This is a genomic window from Xanthomarina sp. (assembly GCF_035306705.1).
Lineage (GTDB): Bacteria > Bacteroidota > Bacteroidia > Flavobacteriales > Flavobacteriaceae > Xanthomarina.
The window spans coordinates 1-19,957 of record NZ_DATGNO010000113.1; the positions used below are offsets into that span (position 1 = coordinate 1).

The window sequence follows — 19,957 nt, forward strand, 5'->3', positions numbered from 1 at the left end:
ATTATTTTGAGCTCTATTTTCCTGTATATTCCAATTTAGGTTGGGAAGTTTCGCAACCTCAGTATGCCGAGAAAATCCGTTTTGTAGTCACGCTAGACTTTAAAACTCTTTTTGGTTTGTTTACTAGACGTTGGTATTAAACCCCCTGCTCAACTTATCTAAAGCAAGCTTTTTTACGAGCCAATCTCCAATAACATATTTTTAACAATTTCTGAAATAACTAACAATCTTTCTGTTTTTTGCTTTATTTCACCCAAATCACTGAGAATTTGATAAATCTTTAACGGTTTTCCAAATTGCAAAACACACAAATATTGATTAAATTTGTACTTTTAAACATAGAATTATGCAGACAAATCCAGACTTAAAAAAAGACCTTTCTTTCGAAGACTTTAAAACGGAAGTTTTACACGATTATAAATTAGCTGTCACCTCACGTGAATGCAGCCTTTTAGGTCGTAGAGAAGTCCTTACAGGAAAAGCCAAGTTTGGAATTTTTGGCGATGGAAAAGAAGTGCCACAATTAGCATTAGCGAAAGCGTTTAAAAATGGCGATTTCCGTTCGGGATATTATAGAGACCAAACCTTTATGATGGCTATTGGAGAACTAAATATCCAACAGTTTTTTGCTGGTTTATATGGTCATCCAGACCTTAACCACGATCCAATGTCTGCTGGAAGACAAATGGGAGGTCACTTTGCCACTCATAGTTTGGACGAGAATGGCGATTGGAAAGATTTAACAAAACAAAAAAATTCTAGTTCAGACATCTCTCCTACTGCTGGACAAATGCCGCGTTTATTAGGTTTAGCGCAAGCATCAAAAATTTACAGACAAGTTAAAGGAATCGATACTACCAATTTTTCAAATAAAGGAAATGAAGTCGCTTGGGGAACTATTGGAAATGCCAGTACCAGCGAAGGTTTGTTTTTCGAAACCATCAATGCTGCAGGTGTTTTACAAGTACCTATGGTTATGAGTGTTTGGGACGATGAATATGGAATTTCGGTTCATGCCAGGCATCAAACAACAAAAGAAAATATATCTGAAATCTTAAAAGGATTTCAAAGAGATGAAGACCAGAAAGGCTTCGAAATCCTTCGTGTAAACGGTTGGGATTATCCAGGATTGGTCGACACATATCAAAATGCTTCAAGAATAGCAAGAGAAGAACACGTGCCTGTTTTAATTCATGTAAACGAATTAACACAACCTCAAGGCCATTCAACTTCAGGGTCTCACGAACGTTATAAAGATGAAAATCGATTAGCATGGGAAGCAGAGTACGACTGCAATGTGAAGCTTCGCGAATGGATGATTTCCAATAGCATTGCAACAGATGACGAATTAAAAGACATTGAAAAAGTAATTAAAAAAGAGGTTTTAGAAGGTAAAAAAGCTGCCTGGAATGCTTTTGTTCAACCTTTAAAACAAGAGCAGCAAGAACTTTTATCTCTTTTAGAAAACGTAGCAAATTCTAGTGCCAATAAGATGTTTATTTCAAAGCTTAAAAATGATTTAGCTGAAATTAAAGAACCTATAAGAAAAGACGTTCTTTCTACTGCTAGAAAAGTGTTACGTTATGTCCTAAAAGAAACGACAGCTGAAAAAACACAATTGGTAAATTGGATCAACACCTATATTGAAACCATTCAACCTAAATATAGTTCGCATTTATATAGCGAATCGCCTAAATCGGCTTTAAAAATTCAAGAAGTTAAGCCAACTTACCATGCTAATAGCGAAGATGTCGATGCCAGATTAGTACTTAGAGACAACTTTGATGCTATTTTTGGTAAATATCCTGAAACTTTGGTTTTTGGTGAAGATGCTGGACATATTGGCGATGTAAATCAAGGTCTTGAAGGCATGCAGGAAAAGTATGGTGAACTTCGTGTATCGGATGTTGGTATTCGCGAGGCAACCATTCTAGGTCAAGGAATTGGTATGGCCATGCGTGGTTTACGCCCAATTGCTGAAATTCAGTATTTAGATTATATTTTATATGCGCTTCAAATTATGAGCGACGACTTGGCAACGCTTCAATACAGAACTAGCGGACGCCAAAAAGCCCCATTAATTATTAGAACCCGTGGTCATAGACTGGAAGGAATTTGGCATTCTGGATCTCAAATGGGCGGCATTATCAATCTAATTCGTGGCATCCATGTTTTGGTTCCAAGAAACATGACCAAAGCCGCTGGATTTTACAACACACTTTTAGAAAGCGACGAACCTGCATTGATAGTAGAATGTTTAAATGGCTACCGATTAAAAGAAAAAATGCCTTCTAATATTGGAGAATTTAAAACTCCTCTTGGCGTGGTTGAAACTATTCGTGAAGGAAATGATATTACTTTGGTTTCTTATGGTTCTACCTTAAGAATTATAGAACAAGCGGCCAAAGAACTTCAAGAAGTTGGTATTGATGCTGAAATTATAGATATTCAATCTTTACTACCTTTCGATTTAAATCAGGATATTGTTAAAAGTATAGCTAAAACCAATCGATTAATGGTCATTGACGAAGATGTTCCTGGAGGGGCATCAGCTTTTATTTTAAATGAAGTTTTAAATACACAAAACGCATACATTCACTTAGATAGCAAACCACAAACCTTAACAGCACAGCAACACAGACCAGCTTATGGAACAGATGGAGATTATTTCTCTAAACCTTCTGTTGAAGATGTGTTTGAAGCCGTTTATAAAGTCATGCATGAAACAAATCCTTCCAATTTCCCGAAATTGAGATAGAATTTATGAAATAAGAATCAACTTAAAACCTTTCAAAATAATCTTTGAAAGGTTTTTTAATTTAAGAAACTTTACAAACTAAGAAACCAGCTATTATAGTAAATGTGATGTCGTTTTAAACTTATAGGCTTTGCTTGAAAAATTATTCTTAGATTAATTGTTGTAATTTCGCAACGTAAAAATATACGAACAAAAAATAATTCATGAAAAATATAGTATTTGTCCTACTCCTTTTGCCATTAGTTAGTTTTAGTCAGAAAATTAAGTTTAAAAAAGACAAGCTTTTATTTGATGACAAAGAAGTTGCTATTTTTGATTCTAAATCTAAAACATACAATTTTTCTTATTTAAATGGAGAAAAGGCTTTTGATGCCATTTTTCATGGAGAAGAAGAATACAAAATAGAAGGTTTTCAATGGGTAGAATTAATTAACAAGGAAGGTGTTAAAACAGAAATCCCTTATGAAATTTTAAAAGTTTCCTTCAGCGCCAAAAGTATTATGGTTCGCTTACTTTCCGAAAAATATCATCTTATAGATGAAAACGGAATTAATAAAGCAAATGTAGCTAGCTTCTTTACGGAAGAAAGAGAATTGTTAAGCGAAAAATACGCCGGAGACATAGCAGATACAAAAGCAAATGAAACGCTTAAGAAAAATATCATGAGTCAATACAATCCGTTTGTAAAAGATGACGGAACCATATTGTTTGGTGGTTTTCAAAGCACCAACATAGTTGGTCATGCTTCGTTTAATGATAATGTGTACACCATTACAGATTTAGATAGAATTACTGTAGCACAAACAAAAAAGACAACAAATACAAATACTTCTGTAGAAGTTCTTACTTATTCTGGAGATTCTTTTTCTTATGATTATGGTTCTAGAACCATGCTAACCGGACAGTTTTCAAGAAGTTTTGCACAATTATTAGTTGAAGAACTATTAATAAAAGGCTACAAATTAGGCAGAGAAGCAAAAGCTCATAATGCAGCTTTACACAACGAAAAAGTAAAGGTTGCAAAAGAAAATAGCGTCAATTTATATGGAGTTCCTGGTTATATTATAGATGAGGATGGAACAAAATATGAAGGAACCATTTATGCCGTTTTTGAACAGTTAGAATTAAATCCTAACCAAGAAGAACCTAATGTATATGATGCTACTTCTATAGATAATTACGGAAAAAACGTGAGTGTAAAGTACTTGAATGACAAAGGAAAATCTCGTATTAAAAAGTTTACTGCAAAAGACAATATTTCGTTTTGTGCTATTGATAATGGTGAAGAGAAATGTTTTTATGGTTTAAAAACAAAAGGAAATACCATGAAAAAGATTGCAAATGCTACTAACTTTGGATTTAACAACTCGTATTTCTATCAAGTTTTAGAAAAATCAAATAATAACATGCTACTTATTAAACCGGGAGAAGCAGGAACTTATGTATTAAAATTTTCTGATATAGAAGATGGATTTATGATTGACGAAAGAAATAACAATAAGCTATCTGAAGCATTAGCAGCATATATTTCAAATTGTGCAAATCTTTCAAAAGACATTAAAAACAAAGAATTTGACCTTTCTGAAATACAAAACCTAAAGCAAATACTAAATGAGTATCAAGATTGTGCTAATTAAAGTAAAAAAACCTCTTCTATAAACCACAATATTTCAATGGCGGATATTTACGAGATACAGATTTTAACTATTTAAAAAATAATTAGGATCTCATAAGTATAAAATCTTATGAGGTCTTTTTTTTATATATTTATCACTAATTAAAAATAAAAACAAATGAATAAGAATTTTAACGATTTAGCGCAATTAATTGCCAGAGTTGGCTTTGGAGCCTTAATGTTAACCCATGGGATTCCAAAAATAGGAATGCTATCCAATCCTTCCGAATTCGCCGACCCTCTTGGTATTGGCGGAACTTTATCTTTAATCCTCGTGCTTATTGCAGAGGTTATAGCTCCTGTTTTAGTTATTATTGGTTTTAAAACTAAACTGGCTACTATTCCTATTATATTAACCATGTTAACTGCAGCTCTTGTTTTTCATTCTCAAGATCCTTTTGGCGTTAAGGAAAAGGCTCTTTTATATGTTGTTGCTTTTACAGTCATTCTACTAGCTGGCCCTGGAAAGTACGCTATAGATAAGAAAGGATAAATTTAATAAAAAAATTCCCGATTCAACCAGTCGACATCCAGGTTCTCAAGGTATAAATATGAAAGCAGTTTCCGTAGTCACCATAAAAAAAGAATTAAAACATCGTTCGCAAGAAGAACTTATTGAGCTCTGTTTGCGTTTGTCGAAATTCAAAAAAGAAAACAAGGAACTTCTCACCTATTTGTTATTCGAATCGCATGACGAAATGGGTTATATAGAAACCGTTAAGCAAGAATTGGACGAACAGTTTGAAACCATCAATACAGATAGCTATTTTTATATTAAGAAAAGCGTTCGAAAAATTTTAAGAAACCTTAAAAAATATGCCAGATATTCGCTTAAAAAAGAAACTGAAGTCGAGCTCCTACTCTATTTTTGCAAGAGATTAAAAGACTTTAAGCCTTCTATTAAACGCAATGTTACTTTGATGAATATTTACGACAGACAAATTTTAAGTATTAAAAAGATCGTTGGAACCCTACATGAAGATTTGCAATACGATTATAATTTGGAACTGGAGGAATTGTTTAAAGATTAGTAACTTTCAAGGAAGATATCTTATAACACGGTTCTTAGAAACTGAAAGAACCAAAACCATTTTTCTACCGAGTTTTATTTAAATTCACCTCATTTAAAATAAGTTTATGAAAACATTTAGTTTAGTATTAGTCTTTTTTGCTAGCCTGTCTATATTGGGCCAAAACAAACCATTAACAATGGAAGATGCTGTTATCGGCATGGGAACCAATCTACGTATAGAAAACCTATCGCAATTACAATGGATTCCAGATGAAAATAGTTTTACCGAAATGGTTCAAACTTCCTATGGAAATGCTTTGGTTGCAAGAGCACTTCCTTCTATAAAAACGGATACATTGGTTCGTTCTACAGATTTTGAAGGAATGAAATCTGTGCCTTCTCTTAAATGGAGCGATAAAAATACAGCCACTTATAAAAATGCCCAAGATTTGATGCTTTGGAATAGAAAAAGCAATAAATCCGAGAAATTAATAAATATTCCTGAAAATACCGAAGCCGAGGAATTTGAACCTACAACACATTCGTTTGTATATGTAGTGGATAACAACTTGTTTTTGATAGATGGTAATAAAAAAACCCATCAAATTACCGAAGATGGAACATATGGAATTACCAACGGAAAAGGAGTGCATCAATTTGAATTTGGAATTAGCAAAGGAACTTTCTTTTCTCCTAAAGGAAACTTACTCGCTTTTTACAGAATGGACGAAACCATGGTGGAAGACTATCCTATCATTGATTGGTCCACAACTCCTGGCGTAAACACGAATATTAAATATCCGTTTGCTGGACGAACTTCCCATCATGTTACTTTAGGCATTTACAACCCGAAAACCCAACAGACGGTATTTCTAGAAACAGGTGAGCCTAAAGAACAATATCTAACATGTGTTACTTGGTCACCAGATGAGAAATCAATATATATTGCTGTTTTGAATCGCGATCAAAACCACATGAAACTAAATCAATACCATGTTGAAACAGGAAAGTTTATAAAAACCTTATTTGAAGAAAAAAACGATAAATACGTAGAACCACAAAACGATTTATACTTCCTTCCAAATGGAAAAGAATTTGTCTGGTTTAGTCAACGTGACGGTTTCATGCATTTGTATCGCTATGATTTGAATGGGAACTTACTCAATCAAATCACCAAAGGAAAATGGTTGGTCAATGATATTATTGGTAAAAACGAAAAATCAGGTCAATTACTAATTACAGCAACCAAGGACGGCGCCATGGAAAAACATCTCTATGCTGTGAATTGGAAAAACGGGAAAATGGAGCTTCTAGATAGCGATTCTGGTTATCATACTCCTTCTGTTAACTCCAATGGAACTTATGTTTTAGATATTTGGACAAGTGAAACGACTCCTAGAAATGTGGATGTGTATTCAACCGATAAAAAGTTCAAGAAAAATTTATTGACTGCCAAAAATCCATTGACAAATTACCAAATGCCTAAAGTTGAAAACGTGACTTTAAAAGCGGATGATGGTACAGATTTGTATGGAAAATTAATTTATCCAACCAATTTCGATTCTACTAAAAAGTATCCTGTTGTAGTGTATTTGTACAATGGTCCTCATGCTCAAATGAATCTAAATAGATTTCCCGCTAGTGGAAATTTATGGTACGACTATATGGCTCAAAATGGCTATGTAGTTTGGGTTATGGATGGTCGTGGAAGTAGCAACCGAGGTTTAGAGTTTGAACAAGTTGTTTTTAGACAATTGGGCCAGGTGGAAATGGAAGATCAAATGAAAGGAGTGGATTATTTGAAATCTCTTCCGTTTGTAGATGGCGACAGAATGGGAATACACGGTTGGAGTTATGGCGGATTTATGACAACTTCGTTTATGCTTACAAAACCCGATGTATTTAAAGCAGGCGTTGCTGGTGGACCGGTGATGGATTGGAGCATGTATGAAATTATGTACGGCGAACGATATATGGATACTCCACAAACCAATCCAGAAGGTTATGAAAAAACCAATTTGATGGACAAAACCAAAAATTTAAAAGGAAAATTATTGTTAATTCACGGAACCAACGACAATGTGGTGGTTTGGCAACATTCAATCAATTTTTTACGACATGCAGTCTCAAATGGAATTCAGGTTGATTATTTTGTTTATCCAGGTTACGAACACAACGTACGTGGTAAAGATAGAGTGCATTTAATGCAGAAAATTACTGATTATTTTGATTTGTACTTGAAGTAAACCTAATTATAGTTACAATTAAAATGATCGATTTCATCGAATAATGATGGAATCGATCATTTTAATTATTTGACAAAAAGCTGAAAATAATATTGTTACAAATAAGAAAAATCAAATTTATAAAAGAGCTTAAAAATCCATGAAAAATATTCCAATAATGGAATATGCTAGAAATTTAATAATATAAAGTAGAATTAGAAGTCTATGGAAATAAATTCTATTAAACTCATATTACTTGTACTCCACTATTAAGTAAACAGCAGTACTATCTCCTACATTTAAAACTTCATGTTGACTTATGGTCTCTTTATTCCAAGTGGCTCCAGTTTTCACCTGAATTGTTTTCGTACCAGTTCCATCGGTAATTCTAAACGTACCTCCTTGTAAGGTATAGCCAAAATGTGGTTGGTGTTCATGCTTTTCATGCCCAACTCCTGGTGGAAACGTACATTTTAAAACACGTATATGGTTGTCTTCATGAAGAACTTCACAAACACTTTCTCCTTCCCATCCAGCTTCCAAAGGATCTGGAAGTTTAGATTTTTCTTTACAGGTGAAAAATAAAACGCAAATAAATATATAGAACAAGTTCCTCATTAACCCATAATTCTAACCATCATTTCCTTTAATAAATCCCCTTGCTTAACAGCATTGGAACCTACTCCTTTACTCTTCACATCAAACTCTCTTAAAGTAGCAATTACAGAACTTACATCTCTCATGGGGTAATTTCTTGCCGCTAAAATATATTGATTTGTGAAAAATGGATTTATTTTTAAAGCAGAAGTTACACTTCTAGGAGATTTGTCTGCTAATCCATGTAAATATAATAGTTTAGAAAAAAAGTTATACAATAAAGCAACCGTCAACACCATAGGATTGTCCTTAGGATTTTCACCAAAATACTTAACAATCTGATGTGCTTTAAAAACATCCTTGGCTCCTACTGCATTTTGTAATTCAAAATTATTATAGTCTTTACTAATCCCTATATTTTGTTCAATATGTTCTGGGGTAATCTGCGTGCCTTCAGGAAGTACAATTTTTAATTTATCCAATTCGTTGGCAATCTTACTCAAATCCGTTCCTAAAAACTCGGAAAGCATGATGGCCGCTTTTGGCAAAATGGTATAATTTTGTCCGGACAACACACGACGAATCCAATCAGGAATCTTATCTTCATATAATTTCTTACTTTCAAAAACAACTCCAGATTTACTCAGCGATTTATAAAGTTTTTTACGCTTATCAAGTGTTTTGTACTTATAATTAAAAACAAGAATAGTAGTAGGTTGAGGCTGTTCGGCATAAGCAACCAAATTTTCAATAGATCTTGATAAATCTTGAGCTTCCTTAATTATAATTACTTGGTGTTCAGCCATCATAGGATAGCGTTTGGCATGCCCAACAATGTCATCTATATTTACATCACGACCATACAGAACCATTTGGTTAAAACCTTTTTCCTCTTCTGAAAGTACATTGTTTTCAATGTATTTCGAAATATTATCTATATAATAAGCTTCTTCACCCATTAAAAAGTAAATAGGTCGAAACTTCCTGTTTTTTATATCTGTAATTATTTGTTTGACTTCGTCCAAATCTTTAAAAAATTCCCTGTCTAGCCTCTAAGCAGACAAATTAAAAAATACAAATTCCAAAATAAGCTGTGGATCTTTGGTTTTTGATGAATGAAACTTAACTTTGAAAAAAATCTATTTGTCTTGATGCAAGAACTCCATTTTTCGAAGTTTCCTTTTCGTTTCAAAAATAGCGAAAATAAAATATCTATATTCGATAGTATTCGGAAAAAATTTGTGATTTTACAACCTGAAGAATGGGTCAGGCAACATTGTGTGCAATATCTTATTTTGGAAAAAAATTATCCTCAATCTTTAATCAACGTTGAAAAGGAATTAAAGGTAAACGATTTAAAAAAACGCTACGACATTGTGGTTTTTAATACGGATGGAACTATTCATATAATTGTAGAATGCAAAGCTCCGCAAATAAAAATCAATCAAGATACATTCGATCAAATTGCACGTTATAATTTAGCCTTAAATGCCACATATTTAATGGTTACCAATGGATTAAATCATTATTATTGCCAAATGGATTTTAAAAATGAACGTTATCAATTTTTAGAAGACATTCCAGATTACATTAAAAATGAATAAAAAAGTAACTTTTTGGTTTGGAATATTAGGGGTTTTGTTTTTTATTGTTCCAAGTATTTTAGGTGGATTTCAGTTTGAAAACTACAGCCACATCCATCAATATATCAGTGAATCTTATGCAGTTGATTCACCTTACGGAATTTATATAAGGGTATTTGGATTTATACCTAGTGGTATTCTTATCATCCTTTTCTCACTGTCTGCCATAAAATTCCTTCCTAAAAGTAAATGGACCCAACTTGGCCTCGTAGGTTTTGCATGGCTCTACGGTTTTGGAACTATTCTTGTTAGTATTTTTCCTTGTGATATTGGGTGCAATAAAGAATTAATAGACCCTAGTTTCTCGCAACTAATCCATACACTTGTTGGAGGAATAACTTACACTTTTGTACCATTCTGCTTAATTTTAATTGGTTTTGCTGCAAAAACTTGGAAAGAAGGAAAAAGCATAATGATTTTATCCCTTCTTTGCGGAATAATTGCGATGATTTTAACTCTACTACTTTCCAGCAATCCCATAGGTCAATATTTGGGGTTATATCAAAGAATTATTGAGGGTTCCATTCTATTATGGATACTTACCTTCGCCTTTTATATTAAAAAACAAAACTAAGCTTTTGAAAATAGCCATCGTTATATTAAATTGGAATGGAAAAGAATTACTTGAACAATTCTTGCCATCTATTATTAAACATTCCAAACAAGCAACTATTTATGTAGCTGATAATGCTTCTACAGATCATTCTGTTTTATTAGTGAAACAGCATTTTCCTGAAGCTAAAATCATCCAAAACACAATAAATGGCGGATATGCTAAAGGTTATAACCAAGCATTAAAACAGGTAGAAGAAGATATTTACTGTTTATTGAATAGCGATGTGGAAGTTAGCGAAAATTGGTTAAACCCAATCTTTGAGGTTTTTAATAACAATCTTGAGACCGCCATCATTCAACCAAAAATACTGGATTACAAAAACAAAACATCTTTTGAATATGCCGGAGCTGCTGGTGGTTTTATAGATAAGTATGGATACCCCTTTTGCCGGGGCCGAATATTTAATAGTATTGAAAAAGATCTAGGTCAGTACAACGACATTACAAACATATTTTGGGCTTCGGGCGCTTGTTTTTTTGTTAGGAAATCGGTGTTTGAAACTTTAAATGGTTTTGACGAATCATTTTTTGCCCATATGGAAGAGATTGATTTTTGTTGGAGAGCTTTTAATCAAGGATTTAAAACCACTTATGTTGGAACTTCAACGGTTTATCATGTTGGAGGAGCTACTTTGCATACTACCAATCCGAAGAAAACTTATTTAAATTTCAGGAATAGCCTGTATACATTAATAAAAAATGCTGGTGGCAACCTTTTCTTTTTAGTAATTATAAGGCTTATTCTAGACGGCTTTGCCGCCATTAAATTTCTTTTCGATTTTAAATGGTTGCATATCTTGGCAATTCTAAAAGCACATATTAGCTTTTACTCACATTTACCTACACTTTTAAAGCAAAGAAAGGAACTTGACCAGCGAAATGATTATTATAAAAAAACCTCTATTGTTTGGGCTTATTTTGTAAATAACTGCAAGAATTTCAATTGTTTATAAAACTGTTAAAATTTTTGTTAATACATGCCCTAACTAGCTATCTTTTATATAATTTTGGTATGTTAATTAAGAACATCTAAAAAACAATAATTATTATGAAGAAAACTCTGATATTGGGCGTTTTTGCTTTATTACTATTAGGATCTTGTGTCTCTAAAAAAGAATATACTGCATTAGAAGCCAAACAAAAAGAAACGCAGGACTTATTAAATACTGCAACTGTAAAATTAAACTCTTGTCTAGAAGACAGAGCATCTGCAACAGCTAGAGCTAAAGCTTTAGAAGATCAGGTGGCCGATTTACGTAAAAACAACGACAACCTAACTATTTTATCATCAAAAGGTGCTAGTAACATTGAAAAAACTTTAGAGAGCATTAGAGAGAAAGAAATAAAAATCACTCGTTTACAAGATGCGCTAACGCAAAAAGACAGTGTAACTCTAGCTTTAGTTACAAGTTTAAAGCGTGAAGTTGGAATTAACGATCCAGACATTGAAATTAATGTTGAAAAAGGAGTTGTATTTATCTCTATTGCAGATAAGTTATTATTCCAAAGTGGTAGCTACCATGTAACTACAAGAGCAAAAGAAGTACTTGCTAAAGTTGCAAAAGTAGTAAACAGCAAACCAGACTTTGAATGTATGGTTGAAGGACACACAGACAACGTACCTTACCACAAACCACCACTAATTGACAACTGGGATTTAAGTGTTAAACGTTCTACTTCTATTATTAGAGTATTACAAGAATTAAATGTAAACCCTGCACAGTTAATTGCAGCTGGACGTAGCCACTATGTTCCTTTAGTTGATAATGATACTGCTGAAAACAGAGCAAAAAACAGACGTACACGTATTGTTGTACTTCCAAAAATCGATCAGTTCTACGACATGATTGAAAAGGAAATGAAAAACCTTGAAGCTGGTGGAAAATAATCAGTTTTAAAGTAGTAAATAAAAAAGCTCAATCTTCCGATTGAGCTTTTTTTTATGACTTATTTTAAGTTTAAAGTATATCTAAACTTCCTTTGCCTTCTCTAATTACAATTGGATCGCCACCTTCAGATAAATCTATTACTGTAGAAGCTTGGTTATCGCCATAACCTGCATCAATAACTAAATCTACCAGGTGATTCCATTTTTCATAAATAAGCTCTGGATCTGTGGTGTACTCTAATACTTCATCTTCATCATGAATGGAGGTTGAAATAATAGGGTTTCCTAATTGTTTTATAATTTCAATGGCAATTCTATTATCTGGCACACGTATCCCAACCGTTTTTTTCTTTTTAAAAGGGTGAGGTAATGATTTAGCGCCTGGAAGAATAAACGTATAAGGTCCTGGAAGCGCTCTTTTAAGTATTTTAAATGCTGAGGTATCTATTTGCTTAACATAATCGCTAAGATTGCTTAAATCTTCACAAATAAATGAGAAGTTGGAATTTTCCAATTTCACGTTTTTAATTCGAGCAACTCGTTCTAATGCTCTTACATTATTAATATCGCAACCCAAACCATAAACCGTGTCTGTTGGATAAATAATCAAACCGCCATCTCTTAAAACTTTTACAACTTTTGCAATTTCTTTGGGATTCGGGTTTTCTTCATATATTTTTATAAACTCTGCCATACTATTAATCTTAAAAACTCGTTATTACTGCAAGATAATTAATTATATGGTTTATGAAGGATTTTAAAATCTACTTATTTATTTCTGTGCTTATCGTTTCGTTTATTTCCTGTTCTACAGACGATAGCAACAACTTACCAAATACAGGACTGAATCCTTTAGAATATTATCAAGAATTAAATGTGTCATACGGACCTAGTAGCGATCAAGTTTTCGATATCTATCTTCCAGCCAATAGAGATTTAAATACCAATATCATGATTTTAGTTCATGGTGGAGGTTGGAATGCCGGTGATAAAAATGATATGAATGACCTTAAGAATTATGTTAGAAATACATTCCCAAACATGGGAGTTGTTAACATAAACTATAGACTTGCCAATGAGAATAACTTGCCTTATCCGATGCAATTGGATGATATTACATCTGTAATCAATCACTTAAAAACTAAACAGAACCATTATGTTATTGATAACGATTTTGGTTTTATAGGTGTTAGTGCTGGAGCACATTTAGCATTATTATGGAGTTATGCTTTTGATACAAATAGCGATATTGATATGGTTTGTAGCATTGTAGGACCAACCAATTTAACAGATCCCGCTTATTTAAACGCAACCGATCCAATGCTTCAAGCCTTATTGGATTTATTTGGCGAAGACGCTTCCATGGCGTTTCTAGAAGAAGTGAGTCCGTATCATCAAGTAACAGCAGCTGCACCTCCAACTATTTTGTTTTATGGCGGTCAAGATCCATTAATTCCAACATCTCAAGGTATCGATATGAAGGATAAATTAGAATCTCTTGGAGTTCCTCATCAATTTACTTTATATCCAAATGCTGGTCACGGTTGGATTGGCCTAGATTTATTGGATACCACTGTTAAATTGAAAGCATTTATCGAAATGCATTTTGATTAAAATCTAACCTATTACTTCAAGTTTCGCAAAACGCAGCAATAGTTTTTTAATTCCACCTTTATCGAATTTTATTTCGGCTTTGGTGTCGCCTCCTACACCTTCAATTTTCACGACTTCTCCTTTTCCAAAACGCATGTGTTCTACCATGTTTCCTACAGCCAATTTGCCATCAAACAAATTAGCTCCTCCACTGATTTTACTTACTGGTTTTAAATTCTTTGGCGTGCTAATATTTATTTTTTCTGAAGGATTATCAGCCGAAGCTTGTTTTTTGTTAAATGTAGGCTGTACAGGCTTTTTAAAACGAATTTTATTGGCATCTGCCATTCTTTTAATTTCGGGAATATCATCTCCAAAAATATCGGCACTCAACATTGGGTTAAAGCGTCGTTCTTCTATAGGTGTAATAATATCTAGGTATTCCTCATCTATTTCTTCAATAAATCGACTAGGTTCAGCATCCACTAATTTTCCCCAACGATAGCGGGTTAAAGCATAGGTCAAGTAAGCTTGTTTTTCGGCTCTGGTAAGTGCCACATAAAACAAACGTCGCTCCTCCTCTAGTTCACTACGTGTATTCATGCTCATGGCACTTGGAAATAAATCTTCTTCCAACCCAACAATATATACGTACGGAAACTCCAAACCTTTTGCTAAGTGAATGGTCATTAAAGCCACATGATCTGCATCGCCTTTGTCGGCATCCAAATCTGTTGCTAGAGCAACGTCCTCTAAAAACTCAGCCAAAGAAGCGGTGGCATCTGCCAATTCTTTTTGTCCTTCAACAAAATCCTTCATCCCGTTTAAAAGCTCTTCAATATTTTCCATTTTGGCAACACCTTCTGGCGTACCATCTTTATTGAGTTCTCTAATTAATCCACTTGCTTTTGTAACATGTTCGGCAAGTTCAAAAGCATTGGCTGTTTTATTTAAAACCTGAAAACTTTCAATTAGGGTGACAAAATCCTGAAGTTTATTTTTGGTACCAGAATTAATATTGAGGTCTAATTTATCGATGTTTTGCAACACTTCAAAAATGGAACGGTTATAATGGTTGGCGGCCACAATTAATCTATCTAAAGTAGTTTGACCAATACCTCTTGCTGGATAATTAATAACGCGTTTTAAAGCCTCCTCATCTGCTGGATTGATAATGAGTCGTAAATAAGAAAGAACATCCTTAATTTCCTTACGCTGATAAAACGATAAGCCTCCATAAATTCTATACGGAATATCTCGTTTTCGAAAGGCATCCTCAAAAGCACGAGACTGCGCATTGGTGCGGTACAACACAGCAAAATCGCTAAATTTCAATTGATTTTGCATTCTATTCTCGAAAATAGAACTAGCTACAAAACGACCTTCGTCCCCATCAGTTAGAGATCGGTTGACTTTTATTTTAGCTCCTACGTCGTTAGCTGTCCAAACAACCTTTTCCAATTTAGTTTGGTTTTTATCGATGATGGAATTAGCTGCGTTGACAATATTTTTAGTTGAACGGTAATTTTGCTCCAGTCGGAATAATTTTACATCGTCGTAATCTTTCTGAAAGTTTAAGATATTATTAATGTTGGCACCACGGAAGGCATAAATACTTTGGGCATCATCACCTACCACGCAAATGTTCTGAAACCTATCGGAAAGCGCTCTAACAATCAAGTACTGACTGTGGTTGGTATCTTGATACTCGTCCACCAAGATATAGCGAAATCGATCTTGATATTTAGCCAAAACCTCCGGAAAACGTGTTAAAAGCTCATTGGTTTTTAGCAATAAATCATCAAAATCCATGGCTCCAGCCTTAAAACATCTATCGACGTAGTTTTTGTAGATTTCACCCATTTTCGGGCGTCTAGCCATGGCGTCGGCCTCTTTAAGTTCTGGATTTTGAAAATAAGCTTTAACTGTAATTAAGCTATTTTTATAGGAAGAAATCCGAGAGCGAATTTGTTTGTATTTATAAATATCTTTATCCAAGTTCATTTCTTTAATAATGGCAGAAATCAATCTATCGGAATCTTGGGTATCATAAATAGTGAAATTGCTAGGATAGCCCAACCTCTCTCCTTCAATACGTAAAATTTTAGCAAAAACCGAGTGAAACGTTCCCATCCACAGGTTTTTTGCTTCGCTATTGCCTACAATGGAAGCAATTCGATCTTTCATTTCGCGCGCAGCCTTATTGGTAAATGTTAGCGATAAAATATTAAACGCATCCACACCTTGGCTCATTAAATAGGCTATTCTATAGGTTAACACTCTGGTCTTCCCAGATCCTGCTCCTGCAATAACAATCATCGGGCCATCCTTTTGAAGGGTTGGTGCTAATTGTGCTTCGTTTAACTGACTTAAATACTTCTCCAATTCTCTTTCATTTAAAGGGCTAAAAATAACCATTGTTAAGCTTTTTCCCCTTGAGAATTACGAATAATTATAAACAATTTGAAACTTCTTAGAACTACGCAAGAAGTTGTTAAAGTTTTATAAAAAGTCAATTAGTCCTAAATCCATAAACTAATCGATAGTCATGGCTTTTAATAATCCAGCTTTCGTACTGATCCAAATAAAATTAAAAACCGATTGGGTTTTATGACGTTCAATATCTGTTTTTGTAACCTCTTTAAAATTATCTTCTTTCGAGTGACTATTTTTGGAAACAAACAGGTTAATCACATCCGATAAAAGTTTGTTTTTCTCGTTCCCGTCTTCCTTTAGCACAATAACATCAAACGCTTTGTACTTCACTTTGAAATCAATAGACGATAAATCATCCGTACCTGAAATGGTGAAATATGTTTTATCCAATTGGCCTTCCATGCGAATATTTAAGTTGGATTCGGTAAAGCTATTTAAATTACTGGCTTGAAGCACATCCATTTCTGCTTGAAATTCAAATAAATCGGAAGGATTGTTCACGTCAAAAGTCCAAACCACTTTTAAAGGAGTTTTTTCCATAAAAAGCGTGTTGATATCTAAAGTGGTTTTTATTGGTTCTAGGTAGGTATTGCTTACATGACTGATGTGTGCATTAAAGTTTGAAAAAGAAACCTTTCCCGCTACTCTATCTGTTTTTACTTTCTCTTCATAAGAAATAAAACCATCGTGAATTTGAACTTTATCTACTGTTAAATCAAAATTTAAATCACGTAGCATTTTACTATACAAGGGTTTAATGGTTTCATCGTCTGTTACCAACTTATCTCGATAGACTTTAAAAACTGGTTGAAAGATATCTATTTGTTCACTTAAAAAATGTAATTTAGAATTGGATGTGTTTTCTAGGAGTGGTTTTTTAATTGTTAATGAACTAATATTTAAATTGTAGTGATCTCGTTCTTTAGGAATAATTTCAGATAAAACGTCTCTCGAATATTTAGTTTGCATACGTACATCATTAAGAGAAATCAATGCTTGGTTCAATTCAGCTTCTTTAATAGCTACATTTTCATATTCACCCATTTGTGAGAAAAACGAAGAAAATGTTAGTTGATAATTCTTATATTCAATAGGAATTTTATGTTTTTTTGTGCGTTCATTATAGACAATTCCCTCAAGTTTTAAATGAATATTCTCTGTTTGAAGTTTTAAGGAATCCGTTTCAGAATCCAATATTTTTATCCGACCGTTTTCCAAATTCACTTTTTTAATCTCAATTTGATTTTTAAAAGAATTGGAATTGGAAACCTGATATTCTTCTTTGGGAATTATTGGATTGTGATAATAGGTAATCTCAGGGTTTTTTAATGAAATTTCAACTATTTTAATCAAATCATTAACCAGAAAACTCCAATATCCAATACCATTAACAGAGAGTTGATCTAGTTGGACAATTCCATTGGGCTCATTAACTGTATGTCCATGATTGGTAAGGTGTAGATTGGTTAGTACAATTTTGCCTTTTAATAAATTTACCGCTAAATCATCATAATGTAATTCTATGGTTTCGGGAAGCTCTGTAGTCAACAGGTTTTCTAGTTTAGATTTTACAACGTATTGAGCTATAAAATATCCTACAAACAGAATAATTACAATACTTCCGACAATTATTAACCATTTTCGTTTTTGTTGTGTCATTTCATAAAGATATCTATTTTAATCCTATATATTTTAAATATATTTACGTCAAAATTATAAATATGGATGCTGTTTTCAATTTTTTAAGTCAGATCACTTGGTGGATGTGGATTATTATTGGCTTACTTCTTATTGCCTTCCGAGATGTGTTTCTACAAAAACGACATACTATTAGTCACAACTTTCCAATAGTTGGTCACTTCAGATATATGTTGGAGAAAATAGGACCGGAATTAAGACAGTATTTGGTTGCCAACAATAGAGAAGAGCTGCCTTTTAATCGAATAGAACGAGGCTGGATTTATGCTTCTGCCAAAAAAGAAAATAACTACGAAGGTTTTGGAACCGATAGGGATATTTATGCGCATCAGCATATTTTTATTAACAATGCCATGATGCCTTATAAAATAGCTCCAGACCATCCTAACAGCATTAACCACTGCTTTTTGCCTTGTGCTAAAGTTATGGGATTACATAATAATCGAAGAAGACCATACAGACCAGGTTCTGTAATTAACGTTTCGGCTATGAGTTTTGGTTCGCTTTCTGCTAGAGCAGTGGAATCTTTAAATAAAGGAGTTAAAATGGCTGATGCTTATCACAATACTGGCGAAGGCGGCTTATCTCCTTATCACAGTCATGGTGGAGATGTTGTTTTCCATATTGGAACTGGTTATTTTGGAGTTAGAGACGATGCTGGTAATTTTTCTATGGAGAAACTCGTTGATTTAGTTAATAAGAATCCTTTTGTTCGAGCCATAGAAATTAAACTCTCTCAAGGTGCAAAACCTGGAAAAGGCGGTGTGCTTCCTGCTGCAAAAATTACTCAGGAAATTTCAGATGTTCGTCATGTTCCACTAGGACAAGATGTGCTTTCTCCTCCTAATCATTCCGCTTTCTCCAATGTTCCCGAATTGATGGAATTTATTGAGCAAATAGCTGAAGCAACAGGACTTCCTGTAGGAATTAAAGCGGCTATTGGAAAGCTAGGCGAATGGAAAGAGCTTGCAAACATTATGGTTAAAACAGGAAAAGGCCCAGATTTTATTACAGTCGATGGTGGTGAAGGTGGCACTGGAGCTGCACCTCCTAGTTTTGCAGATCATGTATCCCTACCTTGGGTTTATGGATTTAGCGATTTGTATAAACTATTTAAAGATAAAGACCTTTGTGAGCGTATTGTTTTTATAGGCAGTGGAAAATTAGGCTTTCCTGCCAAAGCGGCCATGGCCTTTGCTATGGGCGCAGATTGCATTAACGTAGCGCGTGAAGCTATGATGAGTATTGGATGCATTCAAGCTCAAATTTGCCATACCAATCGTTGTCCGAGTGGCGTTGCAACACAAAATAAATGGCTTCAAAATGGATTAGATCCAACCTTAAAATCTGTAAGGTTAGCTCAGTATTTTAAAACGTTTAGGAAAGAGTTTATAGAAATTACACATGCTGCAGGTTACGAGCATCCTTGCCAGTTTAAAATGAACGACATTAGTGTAAACATAGACGACCAAAGCCTCTCCAAAGAATTGGATAGCACCTATATGTACCACAAAGTAGTAGTTCCATTCACTTCTATGCAAGATCTAAAAGATTGCATCTATTTGGGTGGAAACAAGGCTTAATTAAACAAATTTAAAAAGGCTTTTTTATTTGTTTTGGATATGGGCACGCGATACTCATTATCTAAAACCACATACCCTTCATTTTCAAAATGTCGTACTTTATCCAAATTAATAATGTGCGATTTATGACATTTAAAGAATTTAGAACTTAATAGTTTCTCAAACTTTCCTAGATTATAAGAGCTGGTTATGGTTACACAATTTGTAATATGGATTTTTGTATAACCTTCATAA

The 19,957-nt window shown here is 33.7% G+C and carries 17 protein-coding genes; 11 read left to right on the top strand and 6 right to left on the bottom strand.

Annotated elements, in window-relative coordinates; translation table 11 throughout:
* Positions 1-346: 346 nt before the first annotated feature.
* The 5 genes from VKY47_RS09715 to VKY47_RS09735 all read left to right on the top strand — a co-directional run bounded on the left by VKY47_RS09715 (position 347) and on the right by VKY47_RS09735 (position 7,691).
* Complete coding sequence (locus tag VKY47_RS09715; RefSeq protein WP_324312383.1) at positions 347-2,758, top strand: alpha-ketoacid dehydrogenase subunit alpha/beta; 2,412 nt, start codon at positions 347-349, stop codon at positions 2,756-2,758.
* Positions 2,759-2,961: 203 nt separating this feature from the next.
* Positions 2,962-4,395 (top strand): hypothetical protein, encoded by a 1,434-nt coding sequence (locus VKY47_RS09720; protein WP_324312384.1) that lies wholly within the window; start codon positions 2,962-2,964, stop codon positions 4,393-4,395.
* Positions 4,396-4,551: 156 nt separating this feature from the next.
* Entirely contained in the window at positions 4,552-4,926 is a 375-nt protein-coding gene (locus VKY47_RS09725; RefSeq protein ID WP_324312385.1) for a DoxX family protein, read from the top strand.
* A 58-nt stretch (positions 4,927-4,984) separates the two neighbouring features.
* Positions 4,985-5,464 (top strand): hypothetical protein, encoded by a 480-nt coding sequence (locus tag VKY47_RS09730; protein WP_324312387.1) that lies wholly within the window; start codon positions 4,985-4,987, stop codon positions 5,462-5,464.
* 106 nt (positions 5,465-5,570) lie between these two features.
* Positions 5,571-7,691 carry a S9 family peptidase gene (locus tag VKY47_RS09735; RefSeq protein ID WP_324312388.1) on the top strand — a complete coding sequence of 707 codons (2,121 nt, stop codon included), beginning with the start codon at positions 5,571-5,573 and terminating at the stop codon, positions 7,689-7,691.
* Between the two features lie 231 nt (positions 7,692-7,922).
* Here VKY47_RS09735 and VKY47_RS09740 read toward each other — a convergent pair whose 3' ends face one another.
* Both VKY47_RS09740 and holA read right to left on the bottom strand, forming a co-directional pair.
* On the bottom strand, positions 7,923-8,288 hold the full coding sequence (locus tag VKY47_RS09740) for a cupin domain-containing protein (protein WP_324312391.1): 366 nt from the start codon (positions 8,286-8,288) through the stop codon (positions 7,923-7,925).
* Positions 8,288-9,292 (bottom strand): DNA polymerase III subunit delta, encoded by a 1,005-nt coding sequence (gene holA, locus VKY47_RS09745; protein WP_324312393.1) that lies wholly within the window; start codon positions 9,290-9,292, stop codon positions 8,288-8,290. Before holA ends, VKY47_RS09740 begins: the two co-directional genes overlap by 1 nt.
* A gap of 126 nt (positions 9,293-9,418) precedes the next feature.
* Between holA and VKY47_RS09750 the strand changes: the two genes are divergently transcribed.
* The 4 genes from VKY47_RS09750 to VKY47_RS09765 all read left to right on the top strand — a co-directional run bounded on the left by VKY47_RS09750 (position 9,419) and on the right by VKY47_RS09765 (position 12,413).
* The gene (locus VKY47_RS09750; RefSeq protein WP_324312405.1) at positions 9,419-9,871 is read left to right on the top strand and encodes a type I restriction enzyme HsdR N-terminal domain-containing protein; all 453 of its coding nucleotides are present in this window, start codon (positions 9,419-9,421) and stop codon (positions 9,869-9,871) included.
* A complete protein-coding gene (locus VKY47_RS09755) occupies positions 9,864-10,484 on the top strand; it encodes a DUF998 domain-containing protein (RefSeq protein ID WP_324312394.1) in 621 nt (206 codons plus the stop codon). The genes VKY47_RS09750 and VKY47_RS09755 overlap by 8 nt, the downstream gene beginning before the upstream one ends.
* A 4-nt stretch (positions 10,485-10,488) precedes the next feature.
* The gene (locus VKY47_RS09760) at positions 10,489-11,478 is read left to right on the top strand and encodes a glycosyltransferase family 2 protein (RefSeq protein ID WP_324312396.1); all 990 of its coding nucleotides are present in this window, start codon (positions 10,489-10,491) and stop codon (positions 11,476-11,478) included.
* Between the two features lie 95 nt (positions 11,479-11,573).
* Complete coding sequence (locus VKY47_RS09765; protein WP_324312398.1) at positions 11,574-12,413, top strand: OmpA/MotB family protein; 840 nt, start codon at positions 11,574-11,576, stop codon at positions 12,411-12,413.
* Positions 12,414-12,483: 70 nt separating this feature from the next.
* On the opposite strand, the gene VKY47_RS09770 is transcribed toward VKY47_RS09765, so the two are convergent.
* Positions 12,484-13,107: an L-threonylcarbamoyladenylate synthase gene (locus VKY47_RS09770; protein WP_324312399.1), complete on the bottom strand. Its 624-nt coding sequence runs from the start codon at positions 13,105-13,107 to the stop codon at positions 12,484-12,486.
* Positions 13,108-13,160: 53 nt separating this feature from the next.
* Here VKY47_RS09770 and VKY47_RS09775 point away from each other — a divergent pair, with 53 nt between their 5' ends.
* A complete protein-coding gene (locus VKY47_RS09775; RefSeq protein ID WP_324312400.1) occupies positions 13,161-14,027 on the top strand; it encodes an alpha/beta hydrolase in 867 nt (288 codons plus the stop codon).
* Positions 14,028-14,030: 3 nt separating this feature from the next.
* Here the strand turns inward: VKY47_RS09775 and VKY47_RS09780 are convergent, their stop codons facing one another.
* Both VKY47_RS09780 and VKY47_RS09785 read right to left on the bottom strand, forming a co-directional pair.
* Positions 14,031-16,391, bottom strand: a complete 2,361-nt coding sequence (locus tag VKY47_RS09780; RefSeq protein ID WP_324312406.1) for an ATP-dependent helicase — start codon at positions 16,389-16,391, stop codon at positions 14,031-14,033.
* Positions 16,392-16,541: 150 nt separating this feature from the next.
* The gene (locus tag VKY47_RS09785; RefSeq protein ID WP_324312401.1) at positions 16,542-18,101 is read right to left on the bottom strand and encodes an AsmA family protein; all 1,560 of its coding nucleotides are present in this window, start codon (positions 18,099-18,101) and stop codon (positions 16,542-16,544) included.
* Between the two features lie 62 nt (positions 18,102-18,163).
* Here VKY47_RS09785 and VKY47_RS09790 point away from each other — a divergent pair, with 62 nt between their 5' ends.
* Entirely contained in the window at positions 18,164-19,723 is a 1,560-nt protein-coding gene (locus VKY47_RS09790) for an FMN-binding glutamate synthase family protein (protein ID WP_324312402.1), read from the top strand.
* Here VKY47_RS09790 and VKY47_RS09795 read toward each other — a convergent pair.
* Positions 19,720-19,957: LytR/AlgR family response regulator transcription factor (locus VKY47_RS09795; protein WP_324312404.1), on the bottom strand; the 238-nt coding region annotated here is incomplete at its 5' end. The two genes, VKY47_RS09790 and VKY47_RS09795, sit on opposite strands and share 4 nt — an antisense overlap.